At 35.4% G+C, this 17115-nt stretch carries 17 protein-coding genes, 2 pseudogenes and 1 riboswitch; of the genes and pseudogenes, 18 read left to right on the plus strand and 1 reads right to left on the minus strand.

The window, feature by feature from the left end; all coding sequences use genetic code 11:
* The first annotated feature begins 119 nt into the window (after positions 1-119).
* From QM374_RS09850 to QM374_RS09905, 12 genes are all read left to right on the plus strand, one after another.
* Positions 120-992 carry a conjugal transfer protein gene (locus QM374_RS09850; RefSeq protein WP_414311630.1) on the plus strand — a complete coding sequence of 291 codons (873 nt, stop codon included), beginning with the start codon at positions 120-122 and terminating at the stop codon, positions 990-992.
* Positions 993-997: 5 nt separating this feature from the next.
* Positions 998-1216, plus strand: coding sequence for a TcpD family membrane protein (locus QM374_RS09855; protein WP_049504187.1), 219 nt, complete (start codon positions 998-1000; stop codon positions 1214-1216).
* A 9-nt stretch (positions 1217-1225) separates the two neighbouring features.
* Positions 1226-1618 (plus strand): TcpE family conjugal transfer membrane protein, encoded by a 393-nt coding sequence (locus QM374_RS09860; protein ID WP_414311631.1) that lies wholly within the window; start codon positions 1226-1228, stop codon positions 1616-1618.
* The gene (locus QM374_RS09865) at positions 1602-4109 is read left to right on the plus strand and encodes an ATP-binding protein (RefSeq protein ID WP_414311632.1); all 2508 of its coding nucleotides are present in this window, start codon (positions 1602-1604) and stop codon (positions 4107-4109) included. The genes QM374_RS09860 and QM374_RS09865 overlap by 17 nt, the downstream gene beginning before the upstream one ends.
* Before the next feature lie 9 nt (positions 4110-4118).
* Positions 4119-6185 carry a hypothetical protein gene (locus QM374_RS09870; RefSeq protein WP_414311633.1) on the plus strand — a complete coding sequence of 689 codons (2067 nt, stop codon included), beginning with the start codon at positions 4119-4121 and terminating at the stop codon, positions 6183-6185.
* Positions 6185-7279 carry a phage tail tip lysozyme gene (locus QM374_RS09875; protein ID WP_414311640.1) on the plus strand — a complete coding sequence of 365 codons (1095 nt, stop codon included), beginning with the start codon at positions 6185-6187 and terminating at the stop codon, positions 7277-7279. Before QM374_RS09870 ends, QM374_RS09875 begins: the two co-directional genes overlap by 1 nt.
* 15 nt (positions 7280-7294) lie before the next feature.
* Positions 7295-8167: an LPXTG cell wall anchor domain-containing protein gene (locus QM374_RS09880; protein ID WP_075227183.1), complete on the plus strand. Its 873-nt coding sequence runs from the start codon at positions 7295-7297 to the stop codon at positions 8165-8167.
* 62 nt (positions 8168-8229) lie between these two features.
* Positions 8230-8547, plus strand: a complete 318-nt coding sequence (locus tag QM374_RS09885) for a hypothetical protein (RefSeq protein WP_414311634.1) — start codon at positions 8230-8232, stop codon at positions 8545-8547.
* Positions 8548-8596: 49 nt separating this feature from the next.
* Complete coding sequence (locus QM374_RS09890) at positions 8597-8848, plus strand: hypothetical protein (RefSeq protein ID WP_075227185.1); 252 nt, start codon at positions 8597-8599, stop codon at positions 8846-8848.
* Entirely contained in the window at positions 8841-9086 is a 246-nt protein-coding gene (locus QM374_RS09895; protein WP_001127469.1) for a DUF4160 domain-containing protein, read from the plus strand. Before QM374_RS09890 ends, QM374_RS09895 begins: the two co-directional genes overlap by 8 nt.
* A gap of 60 nt (positions 9087-9146) precedes the next feature.
* Positions 9147-9482, plus strand: coding sequence for a DUF771 domain-containing protein (locus QM374_RS09900; protein ID WP_075227186.1), 336 nt, complete (start codon positions 9147-9149; stop codon positions 9480-9482).
* A gap of 37 nt (positions 9483-9519) precedes the next feature.
* Positions 9520-10653, plus strand: coding sequence for a site-specific integrase (locus QM374_RS09905; RefSeq protein WP_075227230.1), 1134 nt, complete (start codon positions 9520-9522; stop codon positions 10651-10653).
* Between the two features lie 772 nt (positions 10654-11425).
* Here the strand turns inward: QM374_RS09905 and QM374_RS09910 are convergent.
* Positions 11426-11576: pseudogene (locus QM374_RS09910) on the minus strand (helix-turn-helix domain-containing protein); the annotation flags it as partial.
* Between the two features lie 407 nt (positions 11577-11983).
* Positions 11984-12072, plus strand: a riboswitch (glycine riboswitch).
* A gap of 90 nt (positions 12073-12162) precedes the next feature.
* Between QM374_RS09910 and QM374_RS09915 the strand changes: the two are divergent.
* The 6 genes and pseudogenes from QM374_RS09915 to QM374_RS09940 all read left to right on the plus strand — a co-directional run.
* On the plus strand, positions 12163-13485 hold the full coding sequence (locus QM374_RS09915) for an alanine/glycine:cation symporter family protein (protein WP_414311635.1): 1323 nt from the start codon (positions 12163-12165) through the stop codon (positions 13483-13485).
* A 96-nt stretch (positions 13486-13581) separates the two neighbouring features.
* A complete protein-coding gene (locus tag QM374_RS09920) occupies positions 13582-13740 on the plus strand; it encodes a hypothetical protein (RefSeq protein WP_414311636.1) in 159 nt (52 codons plus the stop codon).
* Between the two features lie 183 nt (positions 13741-13923).
* Complete coding sequence (locus QM374_RS09925) at positions 13924-15102, plus strand: ryptide export MFS transporter (RefSeq protein WP_414311637.1); 1179 nt, start codon at positions 13924-13926, stop codon at positions 15100-15102.
* A gap of 225 nt (positions 15103-15327) precedes the next feature.
* Positions 15328-15876: a carboxymuconolactone decarboxylase family protein gene (locus tag QM374_RS09930; RefSeq protein ID WP_414311638.1), complete on the plus strand. Its 549-nt coding sequence runs from the start codon at positions 15328-15330 to the stop codon at positions 15874-15876.
* A gap of 14 nt (positions 15877-15890) precedes the next feature.
* A complete protein-coding gene (locus tag QM374_RS09935) occupies positions 15891-16955 on the plus strand; it encodes an acyl-CoA dehydrogenase family protein (RefSeq protein WP_414311639.1) in 1065 nt (354 codons plus the stop codon).
* A gap of 88 nt (positions 16956-17043) precedes the next feature.
* Positions 17044-17115 (plus strand): annotated as a pseudogene (locus QM374_RS09940) (transposase); the annotation flags it as partial.

Genomic DNA, 17115 nt, shown 5'->3' on the forward strand with positions numbered 1-17115 from the left:
GTGGTTAATATGAAACGAATTATGGCCTTAATAAATACAAAATAACCGAGGAATTCGCTCAAATTGATGAGTGATTCCTCGGTTTTCATTTCATTAAAAGTAAGAGAGCTCCTTTTTCAGTGGGCTTGAAAAAATCGAATTTGATTTTTTTAGCTGGCTTATCTTTTTTTGTCTTATTCGGAGCTTTTTCTATGTTTGTTTCTTTATCGACTACTGCAAAAATGAAAGCAAGACTTTCTGAACCTCCTGTTGTCGAATCAAGAAAAGAAACAGATCGAACTTTGGAACAGTTTTTAGATGGCTATGTAAGTAGATATTTTACTTATGATTCACAAGCTGGATCATCTGATGAAAATATCTCCAAACTGAATGACTATTATGGAAGTGTTCCTGATGTAAAAAATCAAGGTCAGACAAAACAGGAAATGAATCTTGTTAGTGCTCGAATGTTAAGTGCTAAAGATGGAATTGCTGTTTACCGTGTGATCTATGATACAAAAAATGGAGATAAAAGCCAGCGAGTAGGGATTGAATTTTCGATTCCTTACGGTGAAAAAAATGGTAAGTACTATGTATCTGGATTGTCTTGGTTTTCTCCTGTAAGTGATTTTAAAGCTGATGGGGTAGAAAAAGAGAATCATGTATCTCTAGTTGCGAATGATGAAATGGAAGAAGGAAAACGTAAAAAGTTGGTATCTTTCATGGAATTGTTCTTTAAAAATTATACGACTAGTCAAGCAAACTTAGATTTGATTTCTAGTGGAATTAAGTCTATTGGTGGAGCAACATTCAAGAGTTTGGATTATACCTATTTCAAGGAAAAAGATGGGAAAATACTTGCTTATGCTCAAATTACTCTTGATGTTGCTGGGACAACTCATAGCGAAAATTTTAGTTTTGAGTTACGACAAGATAAAGATAGTTATTTTGTAGAAAAGATGGAACACACAATACCATCTGATTTTAATAAAAAGGAAGAAAAAGGAGAATAGAATAAATGGCATTGTTTCAATTTTTAGTATCAAAACTTGGTGTTCCAGCAGTCGCATTTTTTGCTGGTATGAAGGCTCTTAAAGCATGGAAGGAGCAGCAGTTAGGAAAACTTGTTGTGATTGTTTTGGTTGCAGGATTCATTCTTTTCTTTTTTGAAAATCCTGAGACAGTATTAAATGCTACGAAGCCTATTTGGTCTAAAGCCCTTGAATTATTCAAGTAGGAAAATGTTATGAGGAGGGAAGATAAAAAACTCTATGTTTATACTACTGCTTTTAAACAACCTATTTGGGTACATAAGATAAATGAGGATTTCAGTTTACCATTTGCGATAAAAATGTCGACTATAGTCTATACTCTAATAAGTTTTGTTTTAGTATGGTTCTTACTAGGGTATGTACCTTTGTTGGATTGGGGTTTTCGTTTTGTAGCTTCATTGTTTGCTGGTTGGTGGTGTGGAAACATATTATCTGAGAATAAGATTGATGGGAAAACATTGTTTCGATTTCTAGTGGACTATTTCAAGTTTTGGGTTGAGTATGATAGAGAACGGACAACAATGTATCTCTGTAAAGGAAAAAAATATGAGAAAGTGAGAAGAATTTATCGTGGAATTAACGAATAACATTTGGGCGATAGATGATAGCTTGATTCTCTTAAAAGATGGAAGTGTGCTGGCTGTATTTGAAGTAGAGCCACAAGTCATCAATACTATTGAAGATGGTGAGAAAGAGGACAGCAAAGACCTGGTATTCAATAATTTGTCTAGTATTGCTGAATACAATGATCTTGCGATTCATACTATTAACTTTGATTTAGATTTAGCAAAGAAGATAGCTTTACTATCTCAGGATATTGAGCAAGATGTTGGTACAAGTCCATTAGGAAATTATGTGATTTCAAAACTAGAAGAAAGGCTAGAGGAAGAAGTTACATATTTAACAGAATCAAGAGATTATTTAGTTGTACCTTTGAAGTCGGTCAATGTGTCGTCTGATTTTAAGGTGACGATTAAGCAGACGATTATGACTTTCCGAAAAACAATTATGAAAATGATTGGCTTTGAGGAGTTGCCGAAAGTTGAATGGTGGAAGGATTGGGAAAAACAGAAAGAATTGATTCAAACAAAGTTACACGCTTTAACTATTAAGGAAGTTGAAAAAACTGATTTAGAGCTACTGAATAGAATTCATTTTTTGAATGGTCAATACTATGATAAGGAAAGTGAAATTGTTGCGCTTGAAAATTCGATTGAGAATGTGGACGAAACAATTATTGAAGTTGGTGCTGGAAATGCTTTGAAGCTGATCAATGGTGAAGAAGAAAGTTATGTTGCAACGATTCCTGTATATGCTTATCCCAAAAACGTTTCTTATCTACATTTACTAGAGGAAATTAAGAATATTGGTTTTCCTGTCAATAGTGTGTTGAAAGTTCGTTTTTCAACAAGAAGTGGAATCTATTCTTTGAGCACAAAAGCAAGAAATAAACGTAAAAATCTTGGGAATACAGTAAATGAAACTGCTGAGAATGATGATGTTCAAAAGATTGAAGTTTTGGAAAGTCATGAGTTGTTAGAAGATTTTCAAGAGAAGCATGATAATAAGGAATTGATGGTAACGTATCTTCACTTGTTACAGATTACTGGTGATAGTATTGAAGAATTGAATGTGAAGTATGATGTATTAGCTTCAAGATTGAAAGATGTGGAAGTTGAAATTGTCAAGGCTGTTGCAGATCAAGTCTACTTATTCTATAAGTGTCGTTTGACAGAGTTGATTGATAATAAAAGAGAAAGTTATTTACAATATTCAAGTCTGCGTGGATTATGTGAGAATCTTTTCTTTACAAAGAAAAAAGTAGGTACAGATATTGGCTTTCCTATTGCTCGAATTGATAAAGAAATTGCTTCATGGTTTGGAGATTTTAAACGTGCTTTGGATTCAAGTACCAATATTGTGTTTACGAACTTACTACAAGCGAATAAAATTGGTATTCATGGAAAGGAAACAAGCAATCCTCATACAGCTATTACTGGTGCGACTGGGAATGGAAAATCTTTCCTGACAAAGTTATTATTTGTTTTTCATGCTCTATTTAAAGCCAGAGTATTATATGTCGATCCCAAAGCTGAAATGAAGAAACAGTTTTTATCAGTTTTAGCTAAGTTAGAAAAGGCTGGCACCTATAAACCACTTCAAAAATTTATACGCTCTATTCGTTTTATCACTTTGGATATGCGAAAAGAGGAAAATAGAGGGGTTCTTGATCCATTCTCATTTTTAGAAGATGAAGGAGAGTTGACAGAATTAGCAACAGTACTTGTAGCTTCTGTATTGGATAAAGATTCTTATATCAAGATTCAACCCTATCTGTTAGATGCGATTGATAAGGTATTTGAGCGTAGAAATGCTGGTAAAAAGGTTGGTATGTTACAGGTATTTGCAGAATTAGAAAATAATGCAAAAGAAGAAGTTGCTACTGCTGGCTATTTCCTGAAGAGAATTTCAAAGAATTCACTGCTATCTTTGTGCTTCTCTGATGGTAGTCAAGAAGTTTTGAAAACAGATGATAAAGTGATTATTGTTGAAATTACAGGTCTTGATATGCCTAAAGGTACAAATAAAGATGAAATGACTGAAACTCAGTTGAGAAGTTTGACCGTTATGTATGCTTTAACTTATTTCTGTGCGATTTTTGGTGAACGTGAGAAAGATAAGGAAACAATGTTATTCCTTGATGAAGCATGGCAGATTATGTCAACTCCTGCTGGACGACAAGTAGTTAACCGTATCAAACGTACAGGACGTTCCTTTAACAATTTCTTGGTATTGGTGACTCAATCTGTAAAAGACTTGAAAACAAGTGATGATACAACTGGATTTGGTACAGTCTTTGCTTTCCCTGAACATACAGAAACAGAAGCAATACTGGAACATTTACGAGTTGAAAATGATGAATTATCAAGAGCGTGGTTAGAAAATCAAACAATGGGTCAATGTATCTATTACGATACTTTCGGACGAAAAGAACGTATTACAGTAGATGGTACAATTTTCCCTGAGTTTTTACCATTATTTGAAACAGTTGAATCTAGTTTAGTATCAGTACAGTAAGGGGGAAAAATGAGAAGGAATATTTTATTAGGATTTATTTTGTCTATATTTTTCTTTCCTTTTGTAGCTAATGCTACTGAGCCAATTTTACCTAATAACAATTTTAATATTATTGAGTTTGATAAAAATACAAATACTCCCAAATTAACCGATCCTGCTGAAAATGCAAAAAAAATACTGGATAATGCCAAAAAGGCAAAAGAAACACAAGAAGCCTTAAAGAAAAAAGAAGAAGAATCAAGCAAATTGACTTTTGAAAATTATAAGTCCAAAATGTCTGATTTGACTAGTAAGGTTTATTTTGATAAGAAATTTTTTGGATTTGATTCAAATATGAATTATTTCTTCAATTCGATTGTGCAAGCTGTATTTTGGGTATCAAAATTTATCTTTTGGATTATTGCTGGTATTTATGGTGCAGTTGATGGAATGAGTGATATAACTTCTTTATTGAATAATACAATAGACAATTCTAGTAAAGTATTTTCTTCTCTATTCAGTAAAGAAGTTGTTTATGTTGTTGGTGCTAGTATGGCAGTTTATCTATTGTATTTGTTTGCGACTGGTAAGGGTAGTGTGATGAAGTCATTTATTAAAATGGTACTGATCTATACTCTAATTGGTTTATATTTTATAAGATTCAATGTGGACGGTCAAAATAAATATTTATTGACTCACTTATATGATGGATTCAGAACAACAACAATTACGCTTAATGGTGAGATAACAAAAACTCTGACTTCAGAAAGTTCCAATGAGATTGATGCTTATTTTAATGATACTATCATCAAGGCTTATAAGTATATGAACTCTCCAATAAAGGAAGATGGCTCATTTCAATTATCTGATAAGGAATTTGAAGATTTAGCTGGATATAAGCAGGGTGATGGAGATCATCTTATCGGTGAGAAAAAAATCAAGGATATTGCAAAAGACAAAGATCCTGAAAATAAGATGTTGAAAAATGAGTGGGGTGCAAAGTTTAGCTATGCTTTTGCTTCACTGGTTGATGTAATTGTAGTTGGTAGTGTTTATCTTGTTTTAGGTTTATCACGATTTTTCTTTTTAATGGTTTATATCTTTTTAATTTTGATACTGCCATTTATTTTATTGATCAGTCTATTTCCAAAGATGGAACATTTGATTCATGGATTTAATAAAAAAGCTATATCTATGTTGATTTTATCATCTGTAACATTATTAGCTACAACATTGTTTGTATTCTTCTATAATTCTTTGACAGATTTTATTGGCTATGCAGTTGGTGAGAATGTATTGGTTGTTATTTTTGTTAAAGCGATATTGTTAGTTTTAATGATTAAGAATAGAGCAATGATTTTATCTATGTTCTCACGAATTGGGCGTTTGCCTGTTAGTCGAATGAATGGACTTAATCTGAATAAAGGAACTAAAAAGATTCGAGAGAAATTGTATAGGACAGGTAAAGACGGATTAGTAGTTAGTGGTCAGTTTGCAAAAGGTGGTTTGAAGATGGGGAAAGAAAGTCTACAAGCTCGTCTTAAAAATTTAAACTCGCCAACTAATAACCTGGATAAAAAACAAGGATTGACTAAAGAACAGGTATTTGATACTAACGAAAATGAAACTTATAGTAGAGTTAGAGATGGTTATGCGACTGTCAAACATAGAACAACAGGTACGGTTAATGCTCTGAAAGAAAAAGGAAATAGAGCGATGTCTTTCCTTTATGAAGTGCGTACAAATGCGTTTAGAAATCAAGAATCGAATAAGTTTATAGACTTAAATTCAAAAAGAAAATCTTTTGGAACAAAGGCAGATTATCATGAGAAAATAAAAAACAGTTCTCGTAATGAGGTGAAACGTTTGAGAGAAAAACGTTTGGCCAGAAAGAAAGCAGAATTTCAAGCCAAGGTAGACAAGAGAATGAATCAAGTGAATCCTTTGAATAAAGTTTCACCTCAAAAATCAAAGATTAATTCTCCGAAAAGTAAAAAAATGAAAGGAGGTAAGATTAGTAGTTTAAAGAAAAAGGGAAGAGATAAAAAAGTAGAACTTCCAAATGTAAATATTGAAAGAAAGAGGGGTAGGAAGTGATAGCTAAAAAATACGCAAAAATTTTTGGTTCTATTATTGCGACAATTCTACCCTTATTTCTAATCTTGATTCTGATGATTGGATTTGTAGGTGTGTCTTCAGGGAGTTCATCTGATAGTACGACTGGAAAGAGAACACGTTTAACAGCACAAGAAGTAGCTCAAAAAGCGAATATCTCGGTGGAACGTGCAGAAGATGTCATTAAGATTCTTAACTGGCAACTATCTAAAGAGAAATTTACTTTAGAGGGTGCTAGTGGTTCTCTTGCAAATGCTGAAAGAGAAAGTGGATTTGATCCTAAACTAACGAATCCTTCAGGTGGAGTTGCTGGATATTTCCAATGGTCAGGTTGGGATAATACTATCAATGGTGATAGATGGAGAAATGCAAGTTCTCGTACTTTGGATAGTACAGTAGAGCTGGAACTAATGAGCTATGAATTAAATCATGGCTATAAAAAAGTCAAAGATTATATGCAAAAGGCAACTGATCCTTTTGAAAGTGCCAAGTATTGGTCTGAACATTATGAAGGTGTATTGTTATCAGACGGACAAACAAAACTAGAGAAGCTAGAAAAGGACAGTAAGAAGTGGTATGAAGTCTTTAAAGGTACGATTGAATCAGACGGCTCATCAAGTAGCAGTGCAATAGCAGGTAGCGTAGATGTTCCATTTGGTCAGGTTTCGACTGAATTACCTAGTGGATTTTCGATTGATAAGGAAATAAATCAAGCTGACTATATCACTCAATCTTATCCTTATGGTCAATGTACTTGGTATGTTTTCAATCGTGCAAAAGAATTTGGAATAAACTTTGATCCGTATATGGGAAATGGTCAGGATTGGGCACACAAGGATGGATATGAGGTGACAAATACACCGACTAAACATTCTGCTGTTTCGTTTCAAGGAGGACAAGCAGGTAGTCATGCAACCTATGGTCATGTTGCCTTTGTCGAGGATATTAAAGATAATGGTTCGATATTGATTTCTGAATGTAATGTGATTCAACCGATGCAAGGAACAGGAATTACTGATTATCGTGTCTTCACTGCTGACCAAGCAAAAAACTTTTTATATGTAATTGGTAAATAAGAAAAGAGGAAAAATATGAATAAAAAATTTGTAACATTGTTGTCAGTGGCTGTATTGAGTTCAGTCGCAAATGGAATTTTAGCAGATGAAATTAATTTGGGTGGAAATAGTTCAACTCCAAATGATAATTCAGGTTTAGTAGTTTCAGAAAAACCTGCAGAAGCTCCTAAGGAGTCTACAGCGCCAACAGTAAATGAAAATCTAGATTTGGGTGGAAGTGTGGATAAAAAAGAGGACAAGGATAGTACAGGAGTAGTTGTAGAGCCGATAATGCCAACAGAACAACCAAAAGAAGATAAACCATCTGAAGAACTTGGAAAAGATACTAATAAGAATCAGGAACACGATCATACAGGAGTAGTTGTGGAGCCAACAAGTCCTTCTACCAATAAATCTAAAGAAGAAAAGCCTGTTGAAAATGTGGGTGATGATAAACAAGGAGATCAAAAATCTTCTGATTCAACTTTGGATAAATCAAAAGAGGGAGAAGAAAATACGAAACCAAATAAAGAAGATACTCCAGAAGTGAAGGAACAAAAACAAAAGGCAGAGGATAATGTTGGAGTAAAAGAAAAAGAAGAACCTAAACCCTTGAATGTGACTAAAGAAGAAATTAAGGAAAAACCTATCGAAACAAATACAGGATATAAGATTGTAGGCACTAATAAAGGCAAAGTAGTTGTAGAAGAAAGTGAAGGCAATTATATAGAAAAAGAGCCTTATGAAGTGGGAGCAGTCAAACAGAAAGATGGTACAATTGCTTTGAAAGATAAGGAAGGAGAACTAAAAGTTCTTCCAAATACTGGAACAGCTAGCACAATTTTTGCAACTATTTGGGGATTTGTTGGTTTGATTGCAACATTTTTGGGAAAAAGAAAAGTAAAGTAGCACAAAATTAGCCAAGGCAGGGTAAAGCTTGCCTTGTTTTTTTGTTGGTTTAAGGAGTTAAAATGGATCAAGTAGAATTATTAAAAATCTATGCTGTGAAGTTAGCTAGTAGGTTAGGTGAAAATCAAGAATCTATAGAGTTTATTGCTGACTCTGTAACTGATCATGGTATTGAAACTATGATAGTTGAAGTTATAAAAAATGCGAAGTTTGTTAAAGTTATTTATGATTATGAAGGGAGTCATGCTGATAAAAAATTACCAAGAAAAAATTATGCTAGTGTATCTGTATCAATTGAGGAAGGCCACTCTTTTGATTTTAGTAGAGGAGTAGCTTATACTTATTTTCCTGATATAGAGAAGTTGTTAGAACAATTATAAAATAATTGAAAATGTGATATAATAAAATAAAGTGAAAGGAGAAGGAATCATGATTAAAGAATTTGGTGTTACAAATCTAGAAGTCACAAAAGAAGATATTTTTAAAAATCCTAATAACCCTATCTTACGTATGTATGATGATGAAGAATTGATTGGAACTTTTAATATTCTTACAGGTGAAGTCTTAGAGAACTTGGACTTGGCTGATTATGATATTCGGTTTGCTCAAAAACAAATTGAATTGAATCGTGATAACTACCTTGAAACGTGGAAGGACTACGTGGGGTTGTTACATGCCTAAGTATTCTTTTTTGAAGTATGGTATTGAGATTCGTCCGAATGAGCATAATCATAAAGGTCAGAAGGCACATATTCATATCTATATCCACGGTGAGGAAGTAGGTTCAATGTTTTTGACTGGAGAGCTTCGAGATGGTAGATTGAAATCAAAAGATATGAAGATTGTAAGGCAGTATGTTTTAGAAAATGCAGATGATCTTCAAGCTTTATGGGATGAATATCAAAAAAGTGCGTATTAAGAAAATAAATTCAAGCCAGAAATGGCTTGTTTTTTTTTGCTGTTGTTTAAGGAGTAGTAAATGAAAGAGTCGAAACAAGTATTTAATATTGAAGTTCCAATTCCTTCTAATATGGTTTTGATCAGTCGTTCCGAGTATCTAGATTTAATACAGAAAGAAGAAATTGGTCAATGGTGGACTATTGATAAGGTTGAGGAATTATTGTCTATTAGTAAAACAAAATTGGTCAATGATATATTATTGAATCCAACAATCAAAAATGAATTAGATATTGAGCAAAATAAGGAAGGATTTGTCTTGTATCCGAAAAGTAAGGGGACACCTTATAGATTTTTAGCAAGAAAAACAAGGGAATATTTTGATAAAAATTATAAAAAAATATTATTGATGTTATAATAGAATGGTGATGGCTGCCATTCAGAAAGGAGTTAGTGTGGCAAGTTACAGACAGCGTGGAAAAAACAAACTTTGGGATTACCGTATCTTTGATAAGCAAGGTAATGTTATTGCGACAAATTCGGGTTTTAGAACTAAACGAGAAGCAATGAATGAAGCTCAAGAAAAGGAGCGTAAGTTATTTCAATCAAATTATACAGCGAGGTTTGATAGTAAGGCTACACTGTATGAGTTGTGGCAGGATTGGTATGATCTAGTGATTCTTCCATCAGAAAAGGCAAAATCGACAAAAGAAGGCTATTCTTATAGAGGAAAGATGATGGAGAAAATCTTTTTAGACATACCTGCAGTGCAAATTAGTCATAAAGAATATCAGTCTAAATTGAATGAATATGGTGAACAAGTAACTAAAGATCATGTAAGTCGATTAAATGCTGATATTCGAACAGTAGTCAATTTTAGCAAGAGAAATGGTCTAGTTTTGAATGATTTTACTGAGGGTGTAAAAATATTTGGTCTGTCTGGTAAAGATATTGATGATAAATATCTCCATAGTATTTCTGACTATAAAAGTTTGTTATCTCATCTACGGTCAAAATTTAATTATCGAGAATCGGTGATGGCTTATCTATTATACTTTTTATTTAAGACTGGATTTAGAGTTGGAGAAGGTATGGCAGTATGCTGGTCTGACATTGATTTTGAAAACAAGACCATTAAAACATATAGAAGATTTTCAGGAGATCGACAAGAATTTACTCCTCCAAAGACGAAAACTTCTGTTAGAGAGATTCCTGTTGATGAAAAATTATTACAAGTTCTAGAAGATTTAAAAGCAGAACAGTCTAAAGTTCTTTATGATCGTGAAGATTTGAATAAAGAAGATTTAGTTTTTTATGATAGAAGATATAGAATCCCAACAAATGCAGGTCTTAATAAATATTTAAGAGTTTGTTTATCAGAACTTGGAATTGGTAGTCAAGAAATGTCAGCAACTTCAGGTAGACATACCTACGGTTCATTTCTACTTGCAAAGGGGGTGGATATATGGATAGTAGCAAAGCTGATGGGACATAAAGATATTCAGCAAATTATTAGAACATATGGTCATGTTTTGAAAGAAGTGATCGATAAAGAGTATGATACAGTTAGGCAGTTATTGGTCGATTAAAGAAGAAAAATAAAAGCAAATTCATTGACCAAAATTTGACCAAGTGTATCAAAAGTATTGATAATACAGTATTTCTGAGATGTTTTCTTATCCCTGCAATCGGCATTTTTAGTAATGTAAAGAAAGACAAAGAAAATTCAAAATGTTTATTTGAAGGCAATTATCACAAGTTGATTTTTAAAAATAATTTAGTATTTTATTTGAAAAAAACAGTAAAAAGCGCAAAAAATCACTTCCTGTGCTACACTGTAATTGAAAATTTTTTATTTTGGGCGTTAGAACTGTTTCCTCAGTCCTAGCGCCTTTTCTTTTTGATAAGTCTGTTTGGTGGAGAAATGATTCTGATACTCAATGAAAATCAAAGAGCAAAGTAGGAAACTAGGAAACTAGCCACAGGTTGCTCAAAGCACTGCTTTGAGGTTGTAGATAGAACTGACGAAGTCAGCTCAAAACACTGTTTTGAGGTTGCAGATGAAACTGACGAAGTCAGTAACATATATACGGCAAGGCGACGTTGACGCAGTTTGAAGAGATTTTCGAAGAGTATGAGAATCTTATGGGCGCAAGCAATGATGGCTCTCATCTTGCTTTCTATTTGGGAAATTCGATTGTAAAAAGAAGAAAAAGCTGGATCCTTAGAATTTGCTGCAATCAATCCCGACATAGTCAAAGCTTGCTTGATATATCGATTTCCTTGCGTGATGTGTGAGGATATTTTAATGCCAGCACTTTCATAAGACTGTTGAGCATAGTCGGCAGAATAACCCTTTTAGAAGCGCCCTTTTCCAACACATTGCAGAATTGTCCCGCGCTTGATTTTGGTGTGGATAGTTTGAGGAGCTTTTCCAAGTAGAGGGGCAATTTCTCTATTTGATTTCCCTTTTTTTCCATCGTTCGATTAACCGACGGCTATCGATTGTCAATGTTTGGCTTTCTGTGCCTTTCTTGTGTTTGTGGTTGAACAATAAGTATAACACAGAGGTGTTTTCTTATGCCTATAAGAGCTTTTATGTGACAAGAGACCCCCCTTGAAGCTGGTGTCCAAGGCTAGTCTTAGCCTTGGACACCAGCTTAACAGCATCAAGCCTCTTATCAAATGAAATCGAGTACTAGCTATAAGCTAGTTGAACCATCTAATTTTTAGGCAAGCTGGGTGGCTAACTTCATTATAGAACTTTCAGTAAAGCAAAAATAATGAAAATATGAATAAATTTTTCTGAAAATAATTGACAAGAGCTAAATTTTCTTGTAAAATAAATAAAAATTAAATACAACACCGAATGAAGTTTAATAGAAGTGGAAAATCCTTCGATTTTTCATGACTGTAAATGGACGGAACTCTGGAGAGACCGTAAAGGCACCGAAGGGGCAAGGCAGGCAACTGCTCAAACTCTCAGGTAAAAGGACAGAGCAATGATAGAGCGCTTTTTGGCATTTATCGATGCATTCCAGAGTACATGTTTTTAATATGTGCTCTTTCTTTTGGGGTTGAATAGATAGGAGAATGGTATGTTAAATTTGCTAAAAGAGCTGGATGCTCTGGTATGGGGGCCACCCCTTTTGATCTTATTGGTTGGTACAGGGATTTACTTGACTCTTCGTTTAGGACTTTTACAAATTTTGCGTCTCCCTAAGGCCTTCCAGCTTATTTTTACCAAGGATAAGGGCCATGGCGATGTATCTAGCTTTGCGGCTCTTTGTACGGCCTTAGCGGCAACTGTTGGTACGGGAAATATCATCGGGGTGGCAACGGCTATCAAGGTTGGTGGACCAGGAGCCCTCTTTTGGATGTGGGTGGCCGCTTTCTTTGGAATGGCAACCAAGTATGCAGAAGGACTACTTGCTATCAAATATCGAACCAAGGATGATCATGGTGCGGTAGCAGGAGGACCGATGCATTATATCCTTCTAGGGATGGGCGAAAAATGGCGCCCTCTTGCAATCTTCTTTGCTGTAGCTGGAGTACTAGTTGCACTTTTAGGGATCGGTACTTTTACCCAGGTGAATTCCATTACAGAATCCGTGCAAAATACGGCTAGTATTGATCCGACAATTACTGCACTTGTTTTATCTATTTTCGTAGGGATCGCAGTCTTTGGTGGGCTCAAGTCCATTTCAAAGGTGTCAACCACCGTTGTTCCCTTTATGGCCATTATCTATATATTGGGAACCTTGACAGTCATTTTCTTTAATATTGATAAAGTACCGGCAACAATTTCACTGGTTCTCACATCAGCTTTTAGTCCCATAGCTGCAGTGGGAGGATTTGCAGGAGCTAGTGTTCGGATGGCTATTCAAAATGGTGTGGCACGTGGTGTTTTCTCGAATGAATCTGGATTGGGTTCAGCTCCCATTGCGGCCGCAGCAGCCAAGACAAATGAACCGGTGGAGCAAGGTTTGATTTCCATGACCGGGACCTTTATTGATACCTTGATCATCTGTACTCTGACTGGTTTGACAATCTTGGTGACTGGAGTTTGGAATGGCAATTTAGATGGTGTTGCTCTAACTCAGTCAGCTTTTTCTACAGTATTTTCTTTCTTTGGACCTGCTCTTCTAACAATCTTCTTGGTACTCTTTGCCTTTACTACGATTTTGGGATGGAACTATTACGGAGAGCGTTGTTTTGAGTTTCTCTTTGGCGTTCGCTTTATCTGGCTTTATCGTGTGGTCTTTGTACTCATGGTTTTGCTAGGAGGATTCATAGAGTTAGATATGGTCTGGGTCATTGCGGATATCGTCAATGCTCTCATGGCTCTACCAAACTTGATTGCACTCTTAGCCTTATCACCAGTTGTTATCGCTGAGACTAAGAAGTATTTTGATAAATAATGTATGGTTGATATTCCCATTTATAGATAAGACTAGCATCTGTTTGTGAGATGCTAGTTTTTTCACTACTAGGGCTAGTCTTTTATTTTATACTCAATGAAAATCAAAGAGCAAACTAGGAAACTAGCCGCAGGTTGCTCAAAGCACTGCTTTGAGGTTGTGGATAGAACTGACGAAGTCAGCTCAAAACACTGTTTTGAGGTTGCAGATGAAACTGATGAAGTCAGTCACATATATACGGCAAGGCGACGTTGACGCGGTTTGAAGAGATTTTCGAAGAGTATTATGTCATAAGATGAATGAAATTCAAGAGTACATCTTTTATGATATCCTTTATTTGCACTTTTATTTATTGTATAATAGTCAGCATAAATCTATTTTTGTTCTGATATGTTTTGCTCCATCTATATGCGAAAGAGAAATAAACTGGAGGTGTTTATGTCAAAAGATATTCAAAAATTAGTGATTTCACAAGGAATAGCGAATCTAGCAGATGTCTTTTTTAGAGTTGTTGTGATTGCAAATGTGTTTGTCTTATCTGGTTCGGTTATTTCAACCTCCCTAGTGCCAATTCTGATTGGTCTATCCTCCTTTTTAGCCAGTTTCTTAGTTCCATTAGTAACGAAGAGACTAGCTTTAAATCGTGTTCTTTTCTTGACTCAATTGGGTAAGACGATTCTGCTAGCCATTTTGGTTTTTCTACTCAAGTACACTGGAAATATCTCTATCCCTCTTTTATACGCTATTGTAACTTTTATCTCCATTTTGGATGGTTTTGCAGCGCCTGTTTCCTATGCGATTGTTCCACGCTATGCAAGTGATTTAGCTAAAGCGAACGCGGCCATTTCTATGAGTGGAGAAAGTGTGCAACTCGTTGGTTGGGGCTTAGGAGGCTTCTTATTTGCGAGTCTGGGAATGAATCCTAGCCTGCTCATTGTGTTAGTTTTGTTTACAATTTCGACGATTTTGATGTTTGGTTTGCCACTAGTCGAAAAAGAAGAGTTGTCCTCTGAAACGAATGTTGAGACGTTAACAAAAGGTTGGCGATTGGTGGCTAAAGAATCAAGATTACGCTTTATTGTCCAAGCCAATCTTTTAGAAATTTTAGCTAATGCTATCTGGGTATCTTCTGTTTTACTTGTTTTTGTGACTGAGATTTTACATCGGTCAGAAAGCTATTGGGGCTACGTCAATACATCCTATTCCTTGGGGATTATCTTGGGAGGTGCTATTGTCTTCCGTTTAGCAGAGAAAGTTGTTACCTATAAATATCAGACTATGACCTTTTCTTTGTTAGCGACAGCACTAGTAACTCTGTTGATAGTGCTATTTCCAAATCCACCTGCTTTTCTATTCCTATCTCTAGTAATTGGTTTTCTATCTCAGATTAAGGAAGTTCCTGAGAGCGTATTTTTACAGGAATCGGTTGATGAGAAGGAACTTGTGAATGTTTACTCCGTTATCGAAGTTGTCTCTACATTGGCCTTTTCTGCCTCTGTTTTTCTAATGAGTTTTATCACAGAATATTTTGGAGTATTTACTGGCTTTGGCTTGGCTATATGCTGCTTGCTAGTAGAGTCCATCTTAGTTTTAAGAAACAAGCACCAGATAAATTAACAGTTATGATCACACATCTGGTGTGATTTTTTTATTTTCATAAAAATTTTTTATCAGTGCAATTTAAAATATATATTATGCAAGGTATAGATTCTGTGTTAGACTTATTGTCAACGAAAAGCTAATGAGTCATCAATCAAGGCAAGGATTTGTTCAATAGGCTGATGAGATTTCGTAAGATTTTCGCAGAAACCATTTAATTACAAAATGAAAAGAGGTCCCCTTATGACAACATTTACTATCCACACAGTAGAATCAGCACCAGCAGAAGTGAAAGAAGTTCTTGAAACGGTACAAAAGAACAACAATGGTTATATCCCAAATCTTATCGGTCTTTTGGCCAATGCCCCTACAGCCCTAGAGGCTTATCGCACTGTTGGAGCTATTAACCGTCGCAATAGTCTAACACCTGTAGAGCGCGAAGTGGTACAAATCACTGCAGCCGTAACTAACGGTTGTGCCTTCTGCGTCGCTGGCCATACAGCCTTTTCTATCAAGCAAATCCAGATGAACGATGACCTACTTCAAGCCCTTCGCAATCGTACTCCAATCGAAAGCGATCCTAAGTTGGATACCCTAGCTAAGTTTACCTTGGCAGTTATCAATACCAAAGGGCGCGTAGGAGATGAAGCTCTTGGAGAATTTCTTGAAGCAGGCTATACGCAAGAAAATGCCTTGGATGTTGTTCTCGGTGTCAGTCTAGCAAGTCTTTGTAACTATGCCAACAACCTAGCTAACACACCGATTAATCCAGAATTACAACCTTATGCATAAGAGGAGGACAAAGTATGGGATTTTTTTCAGAAGAATTTTTAAGCTGGTTAGACAAGCACGTCGATGAAATTGACAAAAAATCATGTCAAGCTGGAGAAGAGCTGATTGAGAAAATTGCTGCAGAAGGTGCCTTTCGTGTAGGGGTACCAAAAGTTCTTGGAGGGCTAGGTGGAAGTGACCAAGATGTTATCGATATCCTTGCAGAACTCGCTCAACATTCCTTAACAGCCTCCTTTATCTCATGGGGGCAACGAACTTTAATAGACAATATTCTTCATACTGATAATGCTTATTTCAAAGAAGTTTACTTGGAAAAACTCTTATCAGGAGAATATGCAGGTGCTACGGCCTTATCTAATGCGGTCAAGTATCTATCTGACTTAGAGGAACTAAATGTTCGTATCCTTGAAGAAAATGGAAATTATTATCTTAAAGGACGACTTCCTTGGGTAACCAATGCTCGTAAGGATCGCTTCCTCACTATTTTTGTAGCAGGATTTGCAGATGATCCGAGTACAAGTTATGTAGTAGCCGTACCATCGGACGCAGAAAACTTTAGTCGTTCCGAAGATTTGGAATTTGTCTCTCTCCAAGGAGGAAATACGGCAGCTCTGACTTTCAACAAGGTTCCTTTAAAGGAAGAGTGGATTCTATCCAAGGATGCTCATCAGTTTTTAGCACAAAATCGTCCAGCCTTTTTAGGCTACCAATTTGGCCTAGCTTTTGATTTGGCTGAACGTTCACTCTCAGAAGTCGAAAAAGAATTGGGGAAACGAGGTGTCTTGAAGGAAGAATGGCAACATCAGGTCGAACAGTTAGATGATATTCGACATTCTCTCTATCAAGGACTATCTGAAGAGTCCTATTTCGTTAAAAATCCGCGTGAACTATTTCAGTTACGAATCGATATTGTTGATGTTGTTGCCCAAAGTCTCTTGTTAGAACTACAAGCTGGTGGCGGTAGAGGATACTTTAGTAAATCGACATCCGGTTTCATACGTCGTTGGAATGAAGGCGCATTTTTACCAATTGTTTCTCCTAGTGCTGTGCAATTGCGACATATTCTAGCGACAAACTAAAAATAAAGAAAATAAAAACGAGGTTTATCTTTTTGAACTGCACCCCAAAAGTTAGACAGAAAAAATCTAACTTTTGGGGTGTTTTGTTATGAAATTAACTTATGATGATAAAGTTCAAATCTATGAACTTAGAAAACAAGGATATAGCTTAGAGAAGCTT

Origin of the sequence: Streptococcus infantis, assembly GCF_047465525.1 — a bacterium.
Lineage (GTDB): Bacteria > Bacillota > Bacilli > Lactobacillales > Streptococcaceae > Streptococcus > Streptococcus infantis_R.